This is a genomic window from Marinobacter sp. EN3 (assembly GCF_000475315.1).
Classification (GTDB): domain Bacteria; phylum Pseudomonadota; class Gammaproteobacteria; order Pseudomonadales; family Oleiphilaceae; genus Marinobacter; species Marinobacter nauticus.
Genome location: NZ_AXCC01000013.1, coordinates 17,357 through 36,060, shown reverse-complemented (window position 1 = coordinate 36,060; position 18,704 = coordinate 17,357). Strand labels below are relative to the sequence as shown.

The following is an 18,704-nucleotide window of genomic DNA, read 5'->3' as shown; positions in this document are numbered from 1 at the left end:
TCCCGTCATGAGAAATCCGGGTTAGCCTCAGCTTCCGGCGTAAAGTTTCTTGATTGCAGCTCATCAACCCGCTCCCTCGCAGCGGATAGCTTTTGCTGCATATCAGCCTTACGCGCCTCAACTCTAGCAGCCTGATGCTCGACCAGCTGATCTACGATGAACCGATGCGACGCCTCAACAAGCTCTTCGTCCTTATCAGCAACCTCTGAGCCAATCCGAATCAACGACGTTTCTTCCGGATTACTTACCGCCACTTTAAACGGTAATTCTTCCTCATTCGTTTGCTGGTAGTTACTTTGCAGAACCGGATACCAGTTGTTATTAATGATCGATACGATCTCTGCAGGGGAGCTCAATGTTTCGCGATCCTCCTCGGCTAACTGGACGATACTGGTGTACTCCCGCACATCTGGCGCAATAACCAGCGCATAAACCAACCCCAGGGCAACAATCAGCCCGAAAACCCCATAAAACACTCGCCGGCGTTTAACAAAAACGGTAGCCAGATCAACCAAACTGGTTTCACCATCATAGTACGGCTGCTGAAGTTGCTGGTTGTTTTCGCTCATCGGTTTCCCTGTCATAACTTGTTTTCCACGCTACCGCCCCACCGACCCGCGCCCAGTGCCTTTTGGCAATAGCTTTAATTTTCACAATAGACTCAGCCTAACAGGCCGATTAAATGAATCGCCGCAATTCTACGCACCCAGCCTGCAGAGGCAAGCGCAGTTGCTCATTAAGGCTACTTATAGATGTGTATTTTAGTAACGATAGGCCAGGAACGGGATATTTTTGCGAACAGAGGCGGCTAACCAAACTGCCTCTTCTCCCAAATCAAATCCACAATCCCATTACTCGGCTCATACCCCTGCACCGTACTCAACAACAACTCCCGCACATCCTCATAAGCATCGGATTCTACGGCGTCTTCCAGGGCCAACAGAGTGGCGCGCAGTTCGGGCCAGGACACGAAATCTTCGTTCGCGCGGTGGATTTTGGGGTGGGGGGTGGCTTCCGGGTTATCCCCTATCAGCAGTTCCTCATACAGCTTTTCGCCAGGGCGAAGGCCACTGAAAGCAATGCCAATATCGCCGTTTGGGTTGGCCTCATCACGAACGGTAAGGCCGGAGAGCATGATCATCTGGCGGGCCAGTTCTACAATTCGTACTGGCTCGCCCATATCCAGTACAAACACATCACCACCCTGGCCCATAGAACCGGCCTGAATCACCAGCTGGGCCGCTTCGGGAATGGTCATGAAAAAGCGGGTAATGTCTTTGTGGGTCACCGTTACCGGACCGCCGCGGCGGATTTGTTCGCGGAACAGCGGAATCACCGAGCCAGACGAGCCCAGCACATTACCAAAGCGCACCATGGTAAAACGGGTACGGTTTACCCGGCTGACGGCGGCATCGTCACCCAGCAGCTTGGGCGCCTGCTCGGCGCTCAGAGCCTGCAACACCATCTCCGCCAGGCGCTTGGTGGCGCCCATTACGTTGGTGGGGCGTACGGCTTTGTCGGTGGAAATCAGCACGCAGTTGGGCACGTTGCAAATAATTGCCGCCTGGGCCACTTTCAGGGTGCCAAACACGTTATTCAGAATGCCCTCGGCCACATTGTGCTCTACCATGGGCACGTGCTTGTAGGCCGCGGCGTGGTAAACGGTATCCACACCCCACACGCTCATAATATCCCGCAGGCGCGAGCCGTTGCGGATAGAGCCCAGAATCGGCACCAGCTGCACATCCAGCTTCTGGGATTTCACCCAGCCTTCCAGCTCGGTATGAATCGCATACAGGCCGTACTCATTGTGCTCATAAAGCACCAGAACCTTTGGCCCGTTGTTCACAATCTGCCGGCACAGCTCGCTACCAATCGAGCCGCCCGCGCCGGTTACCATCACCACCTGGTTTTCAATGCAGCGGCCAAACAGGTCATCCACCGGCGGCACCGGGTCCCGCCCCAGCAGGTCGGCCACGTCTACTTCCTGCAGGTCATCGACCTTCACCTTGCCGCTGGCAATATCCATAATGCCGGGAATGGAGCGAACATGAACGGGGAAGCGGGTCAGGTTGTTCAGAATTTCCTGCCGCTTGGCCCGGGTGGCCGAAGGAATGGCCATGAACACTTCCTTCACGCCAGTTTTATTTAGCATTGTCGGCAGCTGGCGGGAAGAATAAACCGGCAACCCGGCAATGCTGCGACCCACCAGGCTCGGGTCGTCATCAATAAACGCCAGCGGCCGGTACAGCCGCCCCACCCACAAAGACGCCAGCAGCTGGTTACCCGCCGCACCCGCGCCGTATATGGCAATGGGCAGACCACCTTCAGCGTTCGTTTGCGCACCACCAACAATCCTGGCGCGACCCAACAACCAATCGCCCATAAAATACTGCCGGGCAGCCAGCCGCAAACCGCCAATCAACAACAGGCTCAGCCACCAGTACGAAATCATCGAAGAACGGGGAAACAGAAGGTTCCAGTCCGTAGCATGTACGGCAACCACAAATATGCTCAGGGCGAGAAAGCCCAGCGTCACCGCCTTGAAGATCATAAACAGCGCCTGCCCACCAAAATGCCGCATTACCGCCCGGTACATTCCGGTTACCACATAAATAGGCAACGCCAGCATAGGCGCCAGCACAAATAGCCACGGCTGATTACCCTGTGGCCACACCCAACCCTCACCACCCAGCCGCAGATACAGCGCCAGATAAAGGGCCAGCCAGATCAACAACACATCAGCAACAATCTGAAGCGAACGCTTCTGGGCGTGGCTAAGGCGAATCAAACGTTCCTTGAACATGCATGCATCCTGGTTATTGCTGGAAAATTGTTCCTTCGGGATTGTGACAGTTTTTGGCGTTAGCGGGGAGTGGGGAGGCTGTTAAGCTTTGTCAAACTTTGGGAGAAGGTCAGGGAGTCTGACCCGTAGGGTCAGACCCCTTCGGTGCCCAGCAAAGTCTCAGCCTCCACCAAAATCCGCTCCAAGTGCCCCGCCCCCACAAAACTCTCTCCATAGATCTTACAAAGGTCTTCCGTCCCGCTGGGCCGCGCCGCAAACCAGCCATTGCGGGTTGTCACTTTCAGCCCGCCAATCGCCGCACCATTGCCCGGCGCAACCGTCATGGCCTCCACTATCGGGCCCCCGGCCAGTTCGGCAAAGGGCAAGTCCTCCGGCTTCAGGGTTTTCAGCTTTTGCTTCTGCTCCGCCGTGGCGGGGAAGTCTTTACGGCGGTATACCGGCGCGCCGTATTTCTCCGTCAGCTCTGCGTAGTATTCACTGGGCAGTTTCCCGGTCCTGGCGCGAATCTCCGCCGCCAGCAGGCACAAAATAATGCCGTCTTTGTCGGTGCTCCATGGCTTGCCATCAAAGGTCAAAAAACTCGCCCCGGCACTTTCTTCGCCCCCGAACACCAGATCGCCGGTGTGCAGGCCTTCCACGAACCATTTGAAGCCCACGGGCACCTCGTACAGCTCCCGGCCCTGCCCGGCTACCACACGGTCAATTATAGACGACGACACCAGGGTTTTACCCACTTTCAGCCCGGCGCCCCACTGCGGCCGGTGGCTGAGCAGGTAATCGATGCACACCGCCAGGTAATGGTTCGGGTTCATCAGGCCGGCGGCGTCGACAATGCCGTGGCGGTCGGCGTCCGGATCATTACCAAAGGCCAGGTCAAAGCGGTCTTTGATGGTCAGCAGGTTGGCCATGGCGGCAGTGCTGGAGCAATCCATACGGATCTTGCCGTCGTGGTCCGGGGGCATGAAGGCGAAATCCGGGTCCTGGTTGCGATTCACCACTTCCAGATCCAGGCCATAGTGCGCCGCCACCGCATCCCAAACCGCCAGGGCCGCGCCGCCCAAGGGGTCTACGCCCAGTTTCAGGCCGCTGCTGGCAATGGCGTCCATATCCACCACCTGCCCCAGACGCTGCACGTATTCTTGCACAAAGTCCCAGGGCTCCGCCGCCACCACCGCCTGCCGGCGGGGAGAGGTTTTCACGCCCGCCAGTCCGGCTTCCAGCAGCTCATTGGCCCGCTGCTCAATCCAGCCCGTGGCATCCGTACCCGCCGGGCCGCCGTCCGGGCCGTTGTACTTAATCCCGCCATCTTCCGGGGGATTGTGAGACGGCGTAATAATCAAGCCATCCGCCAGCGCCGCCGGCTTACCGGCGTTGTGCACCAGAATCGCGTGGGAAACCAGCGGCGTAGGTGTAAAGCCCCCGGTAGCATCCACCCGGGTAACCACACTGTTACCCGCCAACACCTCCAACACCGAATCCATCGCCGGGCCAGACAGGCCATGGGTGTCTTTGCCTACGTACATTGGCCCGGCAATGCCCTGCTTGTTCCGCCAGTCCACCACCGCCTGGGCAATCGCCAGGATGTGGTAGCGGTTGAAGCTGCGGTTTAACGACGTGCCCCGGTGGCCCGACGTGCCGAAAGTGACTCGCTCAGCTGGGTTCCAGGGATTGGGGGTGTGTTCTTTGTAGGCTGACAGTACTTTGTTCATTTCGGAATGAGGTTCCTTTTTTTGCCACGAAATCCTTCAATCAGCACCACCAACATCACGGCACATGCGGCAGATCAGCAAACCCCTCAGCCACTACCCGCTCTAATTCAGATGCAAGGCCAGCCTGCGACAGCACCGGAAACTCCCTCATCAATTTGCCACTAACCCGGCCATGCTGGCGTATCGCCCGGATTATCCGATCGATGTGATCATCAGGGCCTTCCACCCAATCCTTGATCGCCTCCCGGGTGCGATACCAAGCCCTCTGAACGGCGGCCTGATGGTGCATCTCGTGCTCCAGAGTATGGCGAATGATCGCGAACAGATATTCCGCCTGTTCCGTTAAGTCCGGATAGCGCCAGAATGGTGCTGCCTCGTCATAGGCATCAAAAACAAAGTCCGATTCAATGCCATCTGCATAAGCCATGCGTTGGCGACTGAAACTCACCGAATCACGGAAAGCAGCCATCAACGGCCCAGAGTAGCGCTCAAGAATTCGGTCATACTCGGCGCGCCTTACCGCTGACGACGTTATCGCCGCTGAGACAGGCAAAATGAAGGGTTCAGGCACCACGCCGTCGCGGCGGAGAGTATCATTCACCAAAAAACGGGAGATTCGCCCATTGCCATCCGCCAGCGGATGAATAAAAACAAACCCGAAACTTGCCACGGCAGCTCGCACCACGGCATCCTCCGCATCAGTTCGTGCCAGAAAACGCTGCAACCCCTCCAGCATGCCAGGCAACCACTCCCAGTGGGGGCAAACGTAATGCACGATCGCGCCGTAATCGATCGAATTACTCCCCACAAAAACCGGAGACTGCCGCAGGCCCGTCCGGATCGTAGTGGTGCCCAGGATAGCCAATTGAAATTCACTCAGGGCGCGCTCGTCAAGGGGAGACTCCAGCCGGCCGCAGTACTGCTCCATTGCGGAAGCGAACCGGCGTATGCGGTCCTGATGCTGCCCTTCGTGCTCGATCACAAAACTGGCACGACTCTCTTTAATGGTCAGCCACACCGCGCTGCGGCGAATAATATCGGGCCCGAACTCAACTTCCATCGCCGCGAGCCTGTCCGCGATTGCGTATTGGCTGGCTTCCAGTAATGATGTTGTGCGACGAACAAGAGGGCAGAAGTCGGGCGTCCCCGGCAGATTATCATTAATCCGCCAACGGCGGTTGCGACGCACCCCGGTGGCCGCCGTAACGTAAAGCCCGGGGTCCAGAACGTCACGATAGTTTCCGCCAACACCCTCAACTGCCAGGGTATTACCGGTCAGCCACTCGTAGAGAAACCCGGCACGCCGGGCATACTGGCCAGTAGGTTCAGAGCCAATCCATTCAGCAAGGGCCTCTGCCGGTACTACCGCAAACAGCCTCGCCAGTAACTCCAGTGCCACCCCTTCATGTTTCAACGCGAACGTGAGGTGGGCTCCCAGCGACGCTTGCGGGCGCATCGCCTCTGTATAATATTCCACGCGGCGGCCGGCCTGTTGGTGGGTCTGGCGCCTGCGCCCGATACGGCTCTCCACAGGCAACGGCTGGACTGCCCGCACCTTGTAGCGTGCCGCTAGCCAGGCATAGCCGATTTCATCGCCGCTCATCGTGCTCAAAATGATTATCCCGCCGCAAAAACGATTAAAAATTCCAGTTATTGGATAAAAACGATTCTAGCAGCGATTGAAAACATAGTCCTTAACCCCCAGCCTCGCCCATCACCGAAGCCAAAACCTCACAAGTCTTCCCAATCTCCCCCTCCGTCAACGTAGGGTGCACCAGGAACATCAAACTCGTCTCCCCCAGCTCTCGCGCCACGGGCAGTCCGGGCTCCGGGCGCCAGCCGGTGCCATCAAACGCCTTCTCCAGGTAAACCTCCGAGCAGGAGCCGGAAAAACACGGCACGCCGGCATCCACAATAGCATTCAGGATTCGGTCCCTGTTCCAGCCCGGCTTCAGCTGCTCGGGCTCCACAAACACATAACACTTATAAGCCCCATGCTCCACATCCGCCGGCACCTCGGGCACCCGCAGGCCTGGCAGTTCGCGGGCGCAGTCCCAGATGGCCTTGGCGTTGCTCTGCCGGCTGGTGGTCCAGTCCGGCATGCGCTGCAGCTGGATGCGGCCAATGGCGGCCTGCATTTCCATCATCCGCCAGTTGGTGCCAAAGCTCTCGTGCAGCCAGCGGAACCCGGGCTCGTGGTCGCGCTCGTACACGGCTTCCCAGCTTTTGCCGTGGTCCTTGTAAGACCACATCTTCGACCACAGGGCCTTATCGTTGGTGGTCACCATGCCACCCTCGCCGCCGGTGGTCATGATCTTGTCCTGGCAGAATGACCAACAGCCCACATGGCCAATAGAGCCAACCGATCGCCCCTTATAACGGGCACCATGGGCCTGGGCGCAATCCTCAATAACGTATAGCCCAAACTCCTCCGCCAGCGCCATAAAGCCGTCCATGTCGCAAGGCCAGCCGGCCAAGTGCACGCACACAATGGCGCGGGTACGGGGGGTAATCACCTGGCGCACGGTGTCCGGCGTAATGTTCTGGGAATCCGGGCACACATCCGCAAACACCGGCACCGCACCGGCGGTCACAATACTGGAGGCAGACGCCAGGAAGGTGCGCGGCGTAACCACCACCTCATCGCCCTCACCAATACCCAGCGCTTTCAACGCCAAATCCAGCGCCACGGTACCGTTGGCCAGGGCGATGGCGTATTCAGAATCCGCAAACTCCGCAAACTCCCGCTCAAACTCGCGACACTCCTGGCCTGTCCAATAATTCACTTTATTGGAGAGAAGCACATCGCGCACTGCATTGGCCTCTTCTTCTGAAAACGAAGGCCAGGGTGAAAAAGGTCCGTTCAGCATGGTTACTCTGTTTGTTGTTTCGAGAAATAGAATGTGATTGAAAGCGGGGATAGCGGTGGTGCTAACCTGCGAGATTGTCGCACTAAAAGATTTGAGATCGTCGCCGCAGAAGCCAAATACCTTATCAGCGGAAAATTCTAGCCATCGGGTATAACAGCATTAACTAATAATTCGATAATTGCTGAGGACGAAAATAACCCAAAATTGAAGCCGGCGTTCGCACGGCAATCTGCACATGGGTCCGCTCTTTCAAGGCGGAGCCCTCGAATAGAGAGTCCCCCTCTTCAAAAACACCGTAAACCGTATTGAACGCAGAGAGGTCTTGCTCATCCCGAAGCTGGTGCAAGTAATTGATTACCGCGCAGTCCAAGCGCCGAACCATCAAGGTGTTGTGGTGAGAAGTAGAGTTCTTTGGCAGCGACTCCCCGGCACAATCAAACGTGCTCTTCAAGAGGGAGAAGGCTCGCTTTAGCTCGTCATTAACGCCAAAATCCGTCAAATTCAGGCAGTAACCGGGATCAATGAAAGCCCCGACCACATAAGGATCTTTAATTTTTTTGCTAGAGCGCGCCCAGTCGATAGCTCGCTCATAACTATCTACCCAGAAATAAATGCCAGACCCAAGCCAGTCATAATCATTCTCGCTAGAGTTAAGATGAGTCTCTCCAGCAAAAACCCTCTCAGCGACATCCCTTTCACACCCATGAAATCCGATCAAGGGCGAGAGCTTATAACTTCCTGTCAAGCAGCATATTCCTTCGCCAGTTTACCCTTTTTGTTCAACAAGCCAGCTTTCTTCAAGAAAGCCCTGGCCCTTTGCTTGTCTGATTTCAGCTCTTCTGCGTACTGAATCATTTCATCCGTCAGAACAACGGCCTTGCGCCGGTTTTGTTCATCTGGCTTTGCCACCGTTTGCATACAGCAACCTCCAAAAGATTCGCCTTCGCAATAGTATATACTATTTCGCCAGAGATCTGAGCACAGGCATTGCCCAAGCTTCTGCCAGCGATTACCGGGTTAACCTGACAAACTAAGCCACACTCTCACGCTTTGGGTGAGTCTGATCCCCCAGCCCAGCCAACAGCCCCTGCACACTGATGTCTTCATCCAGAGCATCCCAGTGAATACCATGGACACTCAGCTCAAAGTCTTCGCGGCTGGCACTATCAGCGTTCAACAAACGGGGAAACCACGCCAGAGGCGCACCAACAGTTCGGCCATCAGACAACAACACCCAAAGGTTATCCTCATCAAACCAGACGTTCTCAGGCGAAATAGTCATGCCACGCATCCTCCAAAAGCTTCTGATTTGCCTCTACCACCTCTAACAGTACCCGAATAGTGCGGGCATCAAAACCGTCATTCCTTGCAAGAGATAGATCCGGAGCAAGCCAGAACTTGGCCTCTTTTCCTCCGGAACGCACATGAATATGGGCCGGCTCCAAAGGATCGCCTTCGTTAGAGTAGAAAAAGAACTTGAATCCTCGATACCTGAAAACTACTGGCACTTACATCTCCCTCCCTGGAGTTTGTTGAATTTACTTTCCTGGCCACGGATACTCATCACTGTATCCCTAGACGGCAGCCCCCGGTTTACCGCCTTTCAACACAACCTACCACTACTTCCTAGACTCAAAACCCCCAAACCAACGGTATCAACCCAATCGCCACAGCCCCCACCAACACCGACAACGGCGTACCAATCCGAACATAATCCGTAAACCGATAACGCCCCGGGCCATACACCATCAGATTAGTCTGATACCCCAACGGCGTGATAAACGAAGCCGAGGCCGCAAACATCACCGCCACTGCAAAGGGCAAAAAATTCACTCCCAACTGCTCAGACACCGCCAGTGCAATCGGAAACATCAATACCGCAGCAGCATTATTGGTGATGACTTCCGTAAATACTGCCGTCAACACGTATACCAAAGCCAGCGCCAACCAAGGCGTTAACGGCCCAAACCCCAGCAAGCCGCCAGCAACCCACTGCGCAGCCCCGGTTTCCGTCATCGCATTGCCGAGTGCAAAAGAAGACGCAATCACCACCAACACCGGTAAATCCACGCTGCGGCGGGCGCGGCTGGCGGTCAGGCAACCACTGACAATCATCGCGCCTGAAGCCAAGAAGGCAGCCTCCAGAATCGACAACAGCCCAGACGCGCTGAGCAGCACCATCACGGCCAGAATACCCAGCGCTCGCGGGGCCCTGCCGAAATCAGGCGGGGTCGAGTCGTTAAGCGCGCTCACCAGCAAAAAATCTCGACGGAAACGATACTGTTCTACAAACTGATGGCTGGCCTCCAGCAGCAACGTGTCCCCCATGCGGAACGTGATATCACCCAGCTTACCAGGCACTCGCTTGCCCTCACGGGATACAGACAGAATCACCGCATTAAAACGTGTCCGAAACCGGCTATCCCGAATGGTTTTATTCAATGCCGGGAATTCAGGCCCCAGCACCACCTCAACCAGGCAGCGCTGATGGTTTTCCATCTCCAGCTTATGGACACTGCCATTGGCAGGCTTCAAGCCCTGAATCCGGCGCAACTCACTGGCGCATTCCGGTGCACCAACGAAGTAGAGCTTATCCCCCGGCTGCAAGGTACGGTCCGGCTCCACGGCGGTAATCAGCCGACCACCGCGGTCGATTTCTGTCAGGTAGCCGTATGTCAGGGCTCGCAGACCGGCCTGAGCAATGGTTTTGCCAACCAACGGGCCGGGGCTCTCCACCTCAACCTCCACTCCATACTCACGCACCTGGTCGAGCTCTTCACTCAAACCGCCCCGGTCAGGCAGCAGCCTGTGCCCTACCAGAATCAAAAATGTCCCGCCAATCAGCAGCAGAGGAACACCCACCCAGGCTAACTCGAACAGGCCCAGATTAATCCCCAACCGGCTCTGAAGCATGCCATCAACCACCAGGTTGGTGCTGGTCCCAATCAATGTGCAGGTACCGCCCAGAATGGCGGCGTAGCTTAGCGGCAACAATAACTTGGAAGCCGGAATGCCCAGGCGCTGTGCCCAGTCCTGAATGGCGGGAATAAACATGGCCACTACGGCCGTATTGTTCATAAAGCCACTCAGCACGCCCGTGGGTGCAATCATTCGCAACTGCGCGGCCCGCTGTGTTTTTGGGTGGCCCAGCAACAACCGGGCAATCCACTGCACCGCCCCGGTCTCCTTCAACCCAGCCGCCACCACATACAAGGTAGCAATGGTAATCACCCCTGGGTTTGCAAAGCCAGCCAAGGCATCCACCGGCCCCAACACCCCGAAAACCAATAACAGAGCCAGTGCAGACATCAGCACCAAATCTGCAGAAATACGCGTCAGCGCGAGGGTACCCAATACCCCCGCCAGCATCATCAGCGTAAAAATACCCTGCCATTCCATGCGTTCAGCTACTCCAATTTGGGGTCAGACCCCAAGACATTTCGAGGTGCCAAATGTACTGAGGTCTGACCCCATTATCTGCTTGCGATTAATTTGCGCTCTAACAGATAGTCGATGAGGGAGTTCACGCACTCGTCAACCGTGTTTCGGGAAGTATTCAGGCGGATTTCCGGGTGCGAGGGTATTTCGTAGGGCGAGTCGATGCCGGTAAAGTGCTTGATTTCGCCGGCGCGAGCTTTTTTGTAGAGGCCCTTGGGGTCGCGCTCTTCACAGGTATCCATTGGCGTATCCATAAACACTTCAATGAACTCGCCGGCCGGGAACAGCTTGCGCACCATGCGGCGTTCGCTGGTGAAGGGGGAAATGAAGGCGCTCATGACAATCAAGCCCGCGTCGGCGAAGAGTTTGCACACTTCACCTACCCGGCGGATGTTTTCTACCCGGTCGTCGTCGGAAAAGCCCAAATCGCTGCACAGGCCGTGGCGAACGTTGTCACCGTCCAGCAGGAAGGTGTGGTAGCCGCGTTCGTGCAGAGCGACGTCCAGGGCGTTGGCGATGGTGGATTTTCCGCTGCCGCTCAGGCCGGTGAACCAGAGCAGGCAGGGCTTCTGGTTTTTGTTGGCGGAGCGCTCAGCGCGGGTAACTTTATGATCGTGCCAGACTATGTTGCTCATACCGCTTTACAGCCCCATTCCGGATAATTCTCGCGGATAAACCGGTTCAGGTTCCGCTCGGCTTCAGTGTATTCACGTTGGGGTACCTCACCAGCCCCATCCAATGCCTGCGCCACCATTCCTGCAGCCACCGTCACGTTCGTCAGGCGGTCAATCAGGATGAAGGCGCCGGTGCCCGGGTGCGCCTGGTAATCTTCAACCACCACAGGCTCAGATAGTTCCACATCGCACAGGCCAATGGCATTCAATTCCAGGCCACCGGCTACACTGGTATTACGCGCCAAGGTGTTCACATCCACCTCTTCCAACACCTTGTTCACGAAGCAGCCAGTTACTTTGGTGCCGATCTTGATGCCGTATTCACGGCCAGGTACCAACGCCTTCTCATTCATCCAAACCACGTGGGCAGCAAACCGCTGGCCCATTGCCGGTTTCTGGTTGGCGTGTACCAGCAGGTCGCCCCGGGAAATGTCGATTTCGTCTTCCAAGGTGATGGTTACCGCATCCCCCGGCCAGGCCCGGGGAATTTCGCCTTCATAAGTGTGGATACCCTTCACACGGGACGCCTTGCCAGACGGTAGCACCGCCAACTCATCGCCCTTGTGCACCACACCACTGGCTACGGTGCCGCAATACCCGCGGAAATCCAGGTTCGGGCGGTTTACAAACTGAACCGGAAAACGGAAATCTTCCACGTTTTGGTCTTTACGCAGCTCAACCTGTTCCAGAATGGTCATCAGCGTTTCGCCGGTGTACCAAGGCGTCTGTTCGCTGCGGTTCACCACGTTGTCGCCGTTCAGGGCCGAAATAGGCACATAATAGACATCCTGAAGCCCCAGCTGGTCCGCCAGCTTCTGGTATTCAGTGCGAATTTCGTTGAACCGCTCTTCACTGAATTCCACCAGGTCCATCTTGTTGATGGCCACTACAATGTGCTTCAAGCCCAGCAAGCTGACAATAAAGCTGTGCCGGCGTGACTGGGTGAGCACGCCTTTACGGGCGTCAATCATTACCACCGCCAGGTCACAGGTAGAGGCGCCCGTGGCCATGTTGCGTGTGTACTGCTCGTGGCCCGGGCAGTCGGCGATGATGAATTTGCGCTTGTCAGTGCTGAAGTAACGATAAGCCACGTCAATGGTAATACCCTGCTCCCGCTCGGAAGCCAGGCCGTCGACCAACAGGGCCAGGTCCAACGCTTCGCCGGCGTTGCCCTGGCGTTCGTTATCTTTGTGCAGCGCCGCCAGGTGGTCTTCAAAAATCAGTTTGGAATCAAACAACAGCCGGCCAATCAACGTCGATTTGCCATCGTCCACACTGCCACAGGTTAAAAACCGCAGCAGGTCTTTGTTCTCCTGCTGATCCAGGTACGCGAGGATGTCTTTTTCAATCAAAACCGATGCGTGCGACATTAGAAATACCCCTGCCGCTTCTTCTGCTCCATGGATGCTGCACCGTCGTGGTCAATCACCCGGCCCTGGCGTTCAGAGGTGGTGGTTAGCAGCATTTCCTGAATGATGTCCGGCAAGGTCGCCGCCTCAGACTCCACCGCGCCGGTCAACGGGTAACAGCCCAGGGTACGGAAGCGCACCATTTTCATTTCTGGCGTCTCGCCCGGCTCCAGCGGCATGCGGTCGTCGTCCACCATGATCAGTGTGCCGTCGCGCTCCACCACCGGGCGCTCGGCTGCGTAGTACAGGGGAACAATGTCGATATTCTCCAGATAGATGTACTGCCAGATATCCAGCTCAGTCCAGTTGGAGAGCGGGAACACGCGAATACTTTCGCCCTTGTTCACCTTGCCGTTATACAGGTTCCACAGCTCCGGGCGCTGGTTTTTCGGATCCCAGCGGTGGAACTTGTCGCGGAAGGAATACACCCGCTCCTTGGCACGGGACTTCTCCTCATCCCGGCGCGCGCCGCCAAAGGCCGCATCAAAACCGTACTTGTCCAGCGCCTGTTTCAGCGCCTGGGTTTTCATTACATCGGTGTGCTTGGCACTGCCATGAGTAAACGGCCCTATACCCTGCTCCACGCCTTCCTGGTTGGTATGAACAATCAGCTTCATACCCAGCTTTTCGGCCATTTTGTCCCGGAAGGTGATCATCTCTCTGAACTTCCAGGTGGTGTCTACATGCATCAGCGGAAACGGCGGCTTGCCGGGGGCAAAGGCCTTCATGGCCAGGTGCAGCATCACGGCAGAGTCTTTGCCGATGGAGTACAGCATTACCGGGTTATCAAACTCGGCGGCCACTTCACGAATGATGTGGATCGATTCCGCCTCAAGCTGTTTGAGGTGGGTTTTCTTTGGGGGAGTTAGGGTCATTGCTCTTCCATTCTATTGTCTAGCCACGGACGGCACGGACTAACACGGACGAAATACTAAAAGTTCTTTTGCTTTGTCCGTGCTCGTCCGTGCCGTCCGTGGCAAAAATCAGTTGTTCCAGAATTCCGCCATCGTGTCCAAAAACGACGCCAACTGCTCCGCCGGCAAATCATTAATCCCGGCTGCCGCCTTACGCCCGCCGCCAGTCGGAAACTGCCGCGCCACTTCATCGGCCCCGGTACGGTTATTCAGCGGTGCACGAATACTCACCAGATAACCGCCGTCAGCCTTTTCCGTCACAATCGCACAAGCCTTATCCGGGTTGCAGTTGGCCAGCTCATTACCCAGCACACCACTCACCCGCCGGGCCCAAGCCTCATCGGGCAACTTAACCACCAAGGAGGTAGCCGTTTCATTCAACACAGGGGCTTCTACGCCTTTGGCCATATCGTCAGCGTAACCATCCCGCAGCTTCTGCCAGGCAGCAGGCTCAGACGCAATCAAATCCAGCGGGTCTTCAAACTTCACAAACGCCCGGTACAAATCAGCCGGGTGAAAATGCAAATCCTCCACCGTTGCGCCGTAGCCGTTGTAGTTGATGCACACACCCAGGTTTTTCAGGGCCTCAGTCTGCCCAGCACTCAACCCCGCCTTGGCCGCCAGGTCTTCACCCACGGTATTCAGGTTATCCCCAAAGGCCGCAGCAATGGCCCAGTTATGAAAGCGGCCATTCAAGTGCTGGTCCACCAACAAACTGGTGCAGGTGGTGGGCTGGGTATCAATCAACGCGGTAAAGCCCGGCGCATCCGGCAGGGTTTCCCCGGGGAAGTGGTGGTCCACATAAAATACCGAAGCACCCGCCGCCAGCAATTCATCCACCGCTTCGCGGTTTTTGTCCAGGCTGATATCCAGAATGTTTACCCGGGCAGGCGATTCAGCCGGTACTTTCCCAGCCAGAGCAATATCGCGCTTAACCCCGGTGATCAGCGTGGTGTCGGCAGGTTCTGCCAGGCGCAGTTGAATAAGGGCACAGATGCCATCGGCATCGCCATTGAATACATCGTAGGTTTGCATAACGCTCCGATAGGAGGGAATTAGTGAAACACTGTTTCGAGGATGAATTGGATATCACGCCGTAGCGACCAATCGCGTATGTATTCCAGATTGACCTTTACTTTGTCTGGCCAGATGACTTCCCGGTTAAATAGCTCGGGGTTTTCCTGCTCGGCCAGCAGTTCTTCCTCGTTTCGGTATTTCAAAGTCGCGGGCCCGGTAATACCAGGCCTGATGGATAGCATCGCCCGCTCTTCGCCTTGAAGCGTGTCTGCAAACCCCGGTACATCTGGCCTCGGCCCGACAAAACTCATGTCGCCCAGCAGCACATTCCAAAGTTGCGGCAGCTCATCAATCTTGGTTTTGCGAAAGAAAGCCCCCAGCGCAGTAATACGAGGATCGCCCCGGCGGGTGACCGTGGTATCAAAAGCCTCAACGGGGCGCATGGTCTTGATCTTCACCACACGAAAAATCTTACTATTACGCCCAACCCGTTTCTGAATGAAAAAACCATTCGAGCGGGTGTCCACACTTGCTGCAAGCCAGGCAATCACAATTAACCACCACGCCAGAGCCAATCCAAGAAGCGCAAAAACCAGATCGAATACCCGCTTCAACGCGGCCTGAGCGGGCTTCAGCCCCGTTGCTTCAGCTACAGGTTTCTCACAAGTAGTCATAGCGCCTCAGCGTGTCACCAACCAGCGCTTCCAGATTAGCTACTTCCTGCTCGCCCAATGCTTTACGGCCTTTACCCAGGCTGCGGGGAGACACCCCCTCAACGGCCCGTTCGATACGCTCTTGAGGAACGTCTTTACCCAGAAAAGCCAGAATGCGGGAAAGCTCCGTCACCGGGTTGCGAACAAAGTCTTCATAACGAACCCTGACAACCTTGCCTTCCGGCATTCGGGCAAATGCCTCCTCGGACTTGTCCACACATCGCTGCCACTGCAAGGCGCAAACTTCATTAAGCGAGTGTTTCTGAAGAATGTCCTGCATGCCATCCAGCGCAGGCCCCCAGAACGCCAGGCGCTTTTCCCGTGAGATGAACCGATAGACCCTGGCCCAGAAATAACGAAGTGCGTAATACGGAAGATCCATCTTCGGCACAAAGCGCACCTTTTCCAGAATGTAGGGAATGTCCAACTCCGCAGTCCATCGCTCTTTAGCCGAGCCTGTGGCGTCAATACCGTCCCGGTAAATAAAGACATATTTTGCATCCGGCACTACCGCATCTACGAAGGGAACTCGCAGCGAATTAGCGCAGGTTTTCTCAACCACAATGTCTGCAGAATACTTCTGCTGAATTTCCTGGAAACGCTGCTGAATGTAATTCTTAACCGCTGGCGTGGCCAGGTCTTCGGGAATTTCATCGGAAGGAAACCGAACATTTCCATGGCGCCAGATGTAGTTAATCTCATCGCAAGGCCAGGTAGCTACACCGTCAAAAGCTGTAAGTACATCTCTCAGCATATTTGTGCCAGAGCGGGGCGCACCAACAATAATGACATCCGTATTACTCATTCATACATCCAATTATTTAAGAACGGAAGACCAACGAGCCAATACAACGTCAGTCGCAAAAGCTTGTGAAGAAAGATCAAGGGCGCGCTGCCTCATCTCGGAGAGACGCTCCTGAGATTCAGCCATTTTGATCAGCGCCTCAGAAAGCGCATCAGCATCGCCCGCCGGAACCGCCAGGCCAGAACCACTCTCAACAACATCACGAGCAAGGCAGCTGGAAGGTTCAACAGCCACCAAAACCGGGCACCCTTGCTCAAGATAGGTCATGGTTTTACTGGGATAGGCAAACCGATATAGCTCAGGTAGGAGGCTGACGAAGCCAGCACCTGCCCGAGCCATAGCCGCTTTGGCGGTCTGTACTGATTGATGCCCCACAAAAGTTACATTCGCACCCGCGTGGCGTGCCTTTTCAGTCAGACGATCCTTCTCCACACCCTCGCCCATCATTAACAGGTGAATATCTGAGCGTGACTTAAGTGCAATCATTGCATCGATCAGAGCATCCAACCCCTGAAACCGACCAATGTTTCCAGCAAAGATTAAAACAAATCTCGCTTTAGGCCATTCAAATGGCAACTCAGCCACTTCATCGACGTCTGATGGCAAGCTGAAGTTATTGATTACAAAAGTATCAGGGATGGTGCCGGATTTGCGGCCAGTAAGGCTATCAGCCATATCTTGAGACAGCACCACAACAGGTCTAGCCTGGGCACAGGCCCAGGAGTCCAGTTTGCTAAGCAGGTTAAAAACCTTCGGGTTGCTAAACTCCCCGGAAATCCGACCTATCTCGGGGTGTATATCCATGCAGTGGTAAATAAAGCGAGCGCCAGATAACTTCGCGGCCAACGCGGCGAACCAGCCACCCAAAACTGGTGGGGAGGTAGAAACCATAATGACGTCATAGCGCTTACGGATGACAGCTCGCCAGAATATCCCTACTCCAAATCGCAGGGCGTTCAGAATGCGAATCACAGGCCTGCCAGATTCGGGAGGCAATCTCATTCGAACAACCTGTGCACCATCAACGCTTTCTCTTCGAGGCTGCCGTCTATTCTCAACACACACTTTATAGGAAGGCTGGGAAGACAGCACATCCACCTCATGCCCATCGCTTACCCACTGCTTCACGATAGCCCGAAGCATGGATGCATAGGGCGGCGTATCCGGCCAGTAGTAGCGGTGTATTGCCAGAACTTTCAACAGAAATCCCTCAATACTGCTTCCAAACCGTCTGCATCACATAATCCCGATAACTGTGGATTATCCGCACCACCTTCTCCGCCACGTTCGGCATGCTGTAGTCTGCCACCAGCCGCATGGAGCGTTCATCACCCCGGCCCTGGCTTTCCAGAATGGCCAGGCCCTGCAGCACACGTTCGGTGCTCAGGCCTACCATCATGGCGGCAGTTTCTTCCATGCCTTCGGGGCGTTCGTGGGCTTCGCGAATGTTCAGGGCCGGGAAGTTGAGGATGGAGGCTTCTTCGTTAATGGTGCCGCTGTCAGACAACACTGCCTTGGCGCTCAGCTGCAGCTTGTTGTAATCCTTGAAGCCCAGCGGTTTCAGCAGGCGCACGTTGTCGTGGAACTGCACACCCATGGCATCTACGCGCTTCTGGGTGCGGGGGTGGGTGGAGACAATCACCGGGTATCCGTATTGCTCGGCCACGGCGTTCAAGGTATCCACCAGCGCCAGGAAGTTACGGTCGGAATCCACGTTCTCTTCCCGGTGAGCACTCACCACAAAGAACTTGCCCTCCTCAAGCCCAAGACGGCCCAGAACATCAGACGCCTCAATGCCCTCACGGAAGTGATTCAGCACTTCAAACATGGGGCTGCCGGTTTTAATCACCCGGTCTGGCAGCAGGCCTTCGCGCAACAGATAATCCCGGGCAATCGTGCTGTAGGTCAGGTTGATGTCTGCCGTGTGGTCCACAATACGGCGGTTGATCTCTTCCGGTACCCGCATGTCAAAGCAGCGGTTGCCGGCTTCCATGTGAAAGGTGGGAATCTTGCGGCGCTTGGCGGGAATCACCGCCATGCAGCTGTTGGTATCCCCCAGCACCAGTAGGGCTTCGGGCTGAACGTCCGCCAGTACCTTGTCCACCGCGATAATCACGTTGCCGATGGTTTCGGCACCACTGGCTCCGGCCGCGCTCAGAAAGTGGTCCGGCTTGCGGATGCCCAGGTCCTGGAAGAAGATCTCATTCAGCTCGAAATCGTAGTTCTGGCCGGTGTGTACCAGAATGTGCTCGCAATACTCGTCCAGCTTGGCCATCACCCGGGATAAACGAATAATCTCCGGCCGGGTGCCGACCACGGTCATTACTTTCAGTTTTTTCATGGCAGTTC

Annotated in this window: 18 protein-coding genes; all 18 read right to left on the bottom strand. The window is 55.9% G+C overall.

Going from position 1 to position 18,704, the window contains the following annotated elements:
• Positions 1-5: 5 nt before the first annotated feature.
• Positions 6-584 carry a DUF4040 domain-containing protein gene (locus Q675_RS24555; RefSeq protein ID WP_152525357.1) on the bottom strand — a complete coding sequence of 193 codons (579 nt, stop codon included), beginning with the start codon at positions 582-584 and terminating at the stop codon, positions 6-8.
• A 224-nt stretch (positions 585-808) separates the two neighbouring features.
• Positions 809-2,806 carry a polysaccharide biosynthesis protein gene (locus Q675_RS24550; RefSeq protein ID WP_023010837.1) on the bottom strand — a complete coding sequence of 666 codons (1,998 nt, stop codon included), beginning with the start codon at positions 2,804-2,806 and terminating at the stop codon, positions 809-811.
• Positions 2,807-2,937: 131 nt separating this feature from the next.
• Positions 2,938-4,515, bottom strand: a complete 1,578-nt coding sequence (gene pgm, locus Q675_RS24545; protein WP_023010836.1) for a phosphoglucomutase (alpha-D-glucose-1,6-bisphosphate-dependent) — start codon at positions 4,513-4,515, stop codon at positions 2,938-2,940.
• Positions 4,516-4,570: 55 nt separating this feature from the next.
• Positions 4,571-6,118, bottom strand: a complete 1,548-nt coding sequence (locus tag Q675_RS24540; RefSeq protein WP_023010835.1) for a Fic family protein — start codon at positions 6,116-6,118, stop codon at positions 4,571-4,573.
• A 91-nt stretch (positions 6,119-6,209) separates the two neighbouring features.
• Positions 6,210-7,385 (bottom strand): DegT/DnrJ/EryC1/StrS family aminotransferase, encoded by a 1,176-nt coding sequence (locus Q675_RS24535; protein WP_023010834.1) that lies wholly within the window; start codon positions 7,383-7,385, stop codon positions 6,210-6,212.
• A gap of 163 nt (positions 7,386-7,548) precedes the next feature.
• Positions 7,549-8,130: a hypothetical protein gene (locus Q675_RS24530; RefSeq protein WP_023010833.1), complete on the bottom strand. Its 582-nt coding sequence runs from the start codon at positions 8,128-8,130 to the stop codon at positions 7,549-7,551.
• Positions 8,127-8,303, bottom strand: coding sequence for a hypothetical protein (locus tag Q675_RS38215; RefSeq protein WP_023010832.1), 177 nt, complete (start codon positions 8,301-8,303; stop codon positions 8,127-8,129). The genes Q675_RS24530 and Q675_RS38215 overlap by 4 nt, the downstream gene beginning before the upstream one ends.
• A 112-nt stretch (positions 8,304-8,415) precedes the next feature.
• Positions 8,416-8,667: a DUF2442 domain-containing protein gene (locus Q675_RS24525; RefSeq protein ID WP_023010831.1), complete on the bottom strand. Its 252-nt coding sequence runs from the start codon at positions 8,665-8,667 to the stop codon at positions 8,416-8,418.
• A complete protein-coding gene (locus Q675_RS24520; protein ID WP_023010830.1) occupies positions 8,651-8,893 on the bottom strand; it encodes a DUF4160 domain-containing protein in 243 nt (80 codons plus the stop codon). The genes Q675_RS24525 and Q675_RS24520 overlap by 17 nt, the downstream gene beginning before the upstream one ends.
• 124 nt (positions 8,894-9,017) lie before the next feature.
• Positions 9,018-10,784, bottom strand: a complete 1,767-nt coding sequence (locus Q675_RS24515) for an SLC13 family permease (RefSeq protein ID WP_023010829.1) — start codon at positions 10,782-10,784, stop codon at positions 9,018-9,020.
• A gap of 74 nt (positions 10,785-10,858) precedes the next feature.
• Positions 10,859-11,458 (bottom strand): adenylyl-sulfate kinase, encoded by a 600-nt coding sequence (gene cysC, locus Q675_RS38615; RefSeq protein ID WP_023010828.1) that lies wholly within the window; start codon positions 11,456-11,458, stop codon positions 10,859-10,861.
• Positions 11,455-12,867, bottom strand: a complete 1,413-nt coding sequence (cysN, locus tag Q675_RS24505) for a sulfate adenylyltransferase subunit CysN (protein ID WP_023010827.1) — start codon at positions 12,865-12,867, stop codon at positions 11,455-11,457. Before cysN ends, cysC begins: the two co-directional genes overlap by 4 nt.
• Positions 12,867-13,781, bottom strand: a complete 915-nt coding sequence (cysD, locus tag Q675_RS24500; RefSeq protein WP_023010826.1) for a sulfate adenylyltransferase subunit CysD — start codon at positions 13,779-13,781, stop codon at positions 12,867-12,869. The genes cysN and cysD overlap by 1 nt, the downstream gene beginning before the upstream one ends.
• Before the next feature lie 108 nt (positions 13,782-13,889).
• The gene (locus Q675_RS24495) at positions 13,890-14,855 is read right to left on the bottom strand and encodes a DHH family phosphoesterase (protein WP_023010825.1); all 966 of its coding nucleotides are present in this window, start codon (positions 14,853-14,855) and stop codon (positions 13,890-13,892) included.
• 20 nt (positions 14,856-14,875) lie between these two features.
• Complete coding sequence (locus Q675_RS24490; RefSeq protein WP_031211143.1) at positions 14,876-15,451, bottom strand: sugar transferase; 576 nt, start codon at positions 15,449-15,451, stop codon at positions 14,876-14,878.
• A 46-nt stretch (positions 15,452-15,497) separates the two neighbouring features.
• The gene (locus Q675_RS24485) at positions 15,498-16,355 is read right to left on the bottom strand and encodes a sulfotransferase family protein (protein WP_031211141.1); all 858 of its coding nucleotides are present in this window, start codon (positions 16,353-16,355) and stop codon (positions 15,498-15,500) included.
• Positions 16,356-16,367: 12 nt separating this feature from the next.
• Positions 16,368-17,555 (bottom strand): glycosyltransferase family 4 protein, encoded by a 1,188-nt coding sequence (locus tag Q675_RS24480; RefSeq protein WP_200861831.1) that lies wholly within the window; start codon positions 17,553-17,555, stop codon positions 16,368-16,370.
• Positions 17,556-17,565: 10 nt separating this feature from the next.
• On the bottom strand, positions 17,566-18,696 hold the full coding sequence (wecB, locus tag Q675_RS24475; RefSeq protein ID WP_023010821.1) for a non-hydrolyzing UDP-N-acetylglucosamine 2-epimerase: 1,131 nt from the start codon (positions 18,694-18,696) through the stop codon (positions 17,566-17,568).
• Between the last annotated feature and the right edge of the window lie 8 nt (positions 18,697-18,704).

What these genes read in the sequence shown, in the direction of transcription:
- Q675_RS24555 (WP_152525357.1), bottom strand. Translation starts at nt 584, where the DNA reads ATGACAGGGAAACCGATGAGCGAAAACAACCAGCAACTTCAGCAGCCG.
- wecB (WP_023010821.1), bottom strand. Translation starts at nt 18,696, where the DNA reads ATGAAAAAACTGAAAGTAATGACCGTGGTCGGCACCCGGCCGGAGATT.
- Q675_RS24495 (WP_023010825.1), bottom strand. Translation starts at nt 14,855, where the DNA reads ATGCAAACCTACGATGTATTCAATGGCGATGCCGATGGCATCTGTGCC.
- pgm (WP_023010836.1), bottom strand. Translation starts at nt 4,515, where the DNA reads ATGAACAAAGTACTGTCAGCCTACAAAGAACACACCCCCAATCCCTGG.
- Q675_RS24515 (WP_023010829.1), bottom strand. Translation starts at nt 10,784, where the DNA reads ATGGAATGGCAGGGTATTTTTACGCTGATGATGCTGGCGGGGGTATTG.
- Q675_RS24525 (WP_023010831.1), bottom strand. Translation starts at nt 8,667, where the DNA reads ATGACTATTTCGCCTGAGAACGTCTGGTTTGATGAGGATAACCTTTGG.
- cysN (WP_023010827.1), bottom strand. Translation starts at nt 12,867, where the DNA reads ATGTCGCACGCATCGGTTTTGATTGAAAAAGACATCCTCGCGTACCTG.
- cysC (WP_023010828.1), bottom strand. Translation starts at nt 11,458, where the DNA reads ATGAGCAACATAGTCTGGCACGATCATAAAGTTACCCGCGCTGAGCGC.
- cysD (WP_023010826.1), bottom strand. Translation starts at nt 13,781, where the DNA reads ATGACCCTAACTCCCCCAAAGAAAACCCACCTCAAACAGCTTGAGGCG.
- Q675_RS24485 (WP_031211141.1), bottom strand. Translation starts at nt 16,355, where the DNA reads ATGAGTAATACGGATGTCATTATTGTTGGTGCGCCCCGCTCTGGCACA.
- Q675_RS38215 (WP_023010832.1), bottom strand. Translation starts at nt 8,303, where the DNA reads ATGCAAACGGTGGCAAAGCCAGATGAACAAAACCGGCGCAAGGCCGTT.
- Q675_RS24550 (WP_023010837.1), bottom strand. Translation starts at nt 2,806, where the DNA reads ATGTTCAAGGAACGTTTGATTCGCCTTAGCCACGCCCAGAAGCGTTCG.
- Q675_RS24535 (WP_023010834.1), bottom strand. Translation starts at nt 7,385, where the DNA reads ATGCTGAACGGACCTTTTTCACCCTGGCCTTCGTTTTCAGAAGAAGAG.
- Q675_RS24540 (WP_023010835.1), bottom strand. Translation starts at nt 6,118, where the DNA reads ATGAGCGGCGATGAAATCGGCTATGCCTGGCTAGCGGCACGCTACAAG.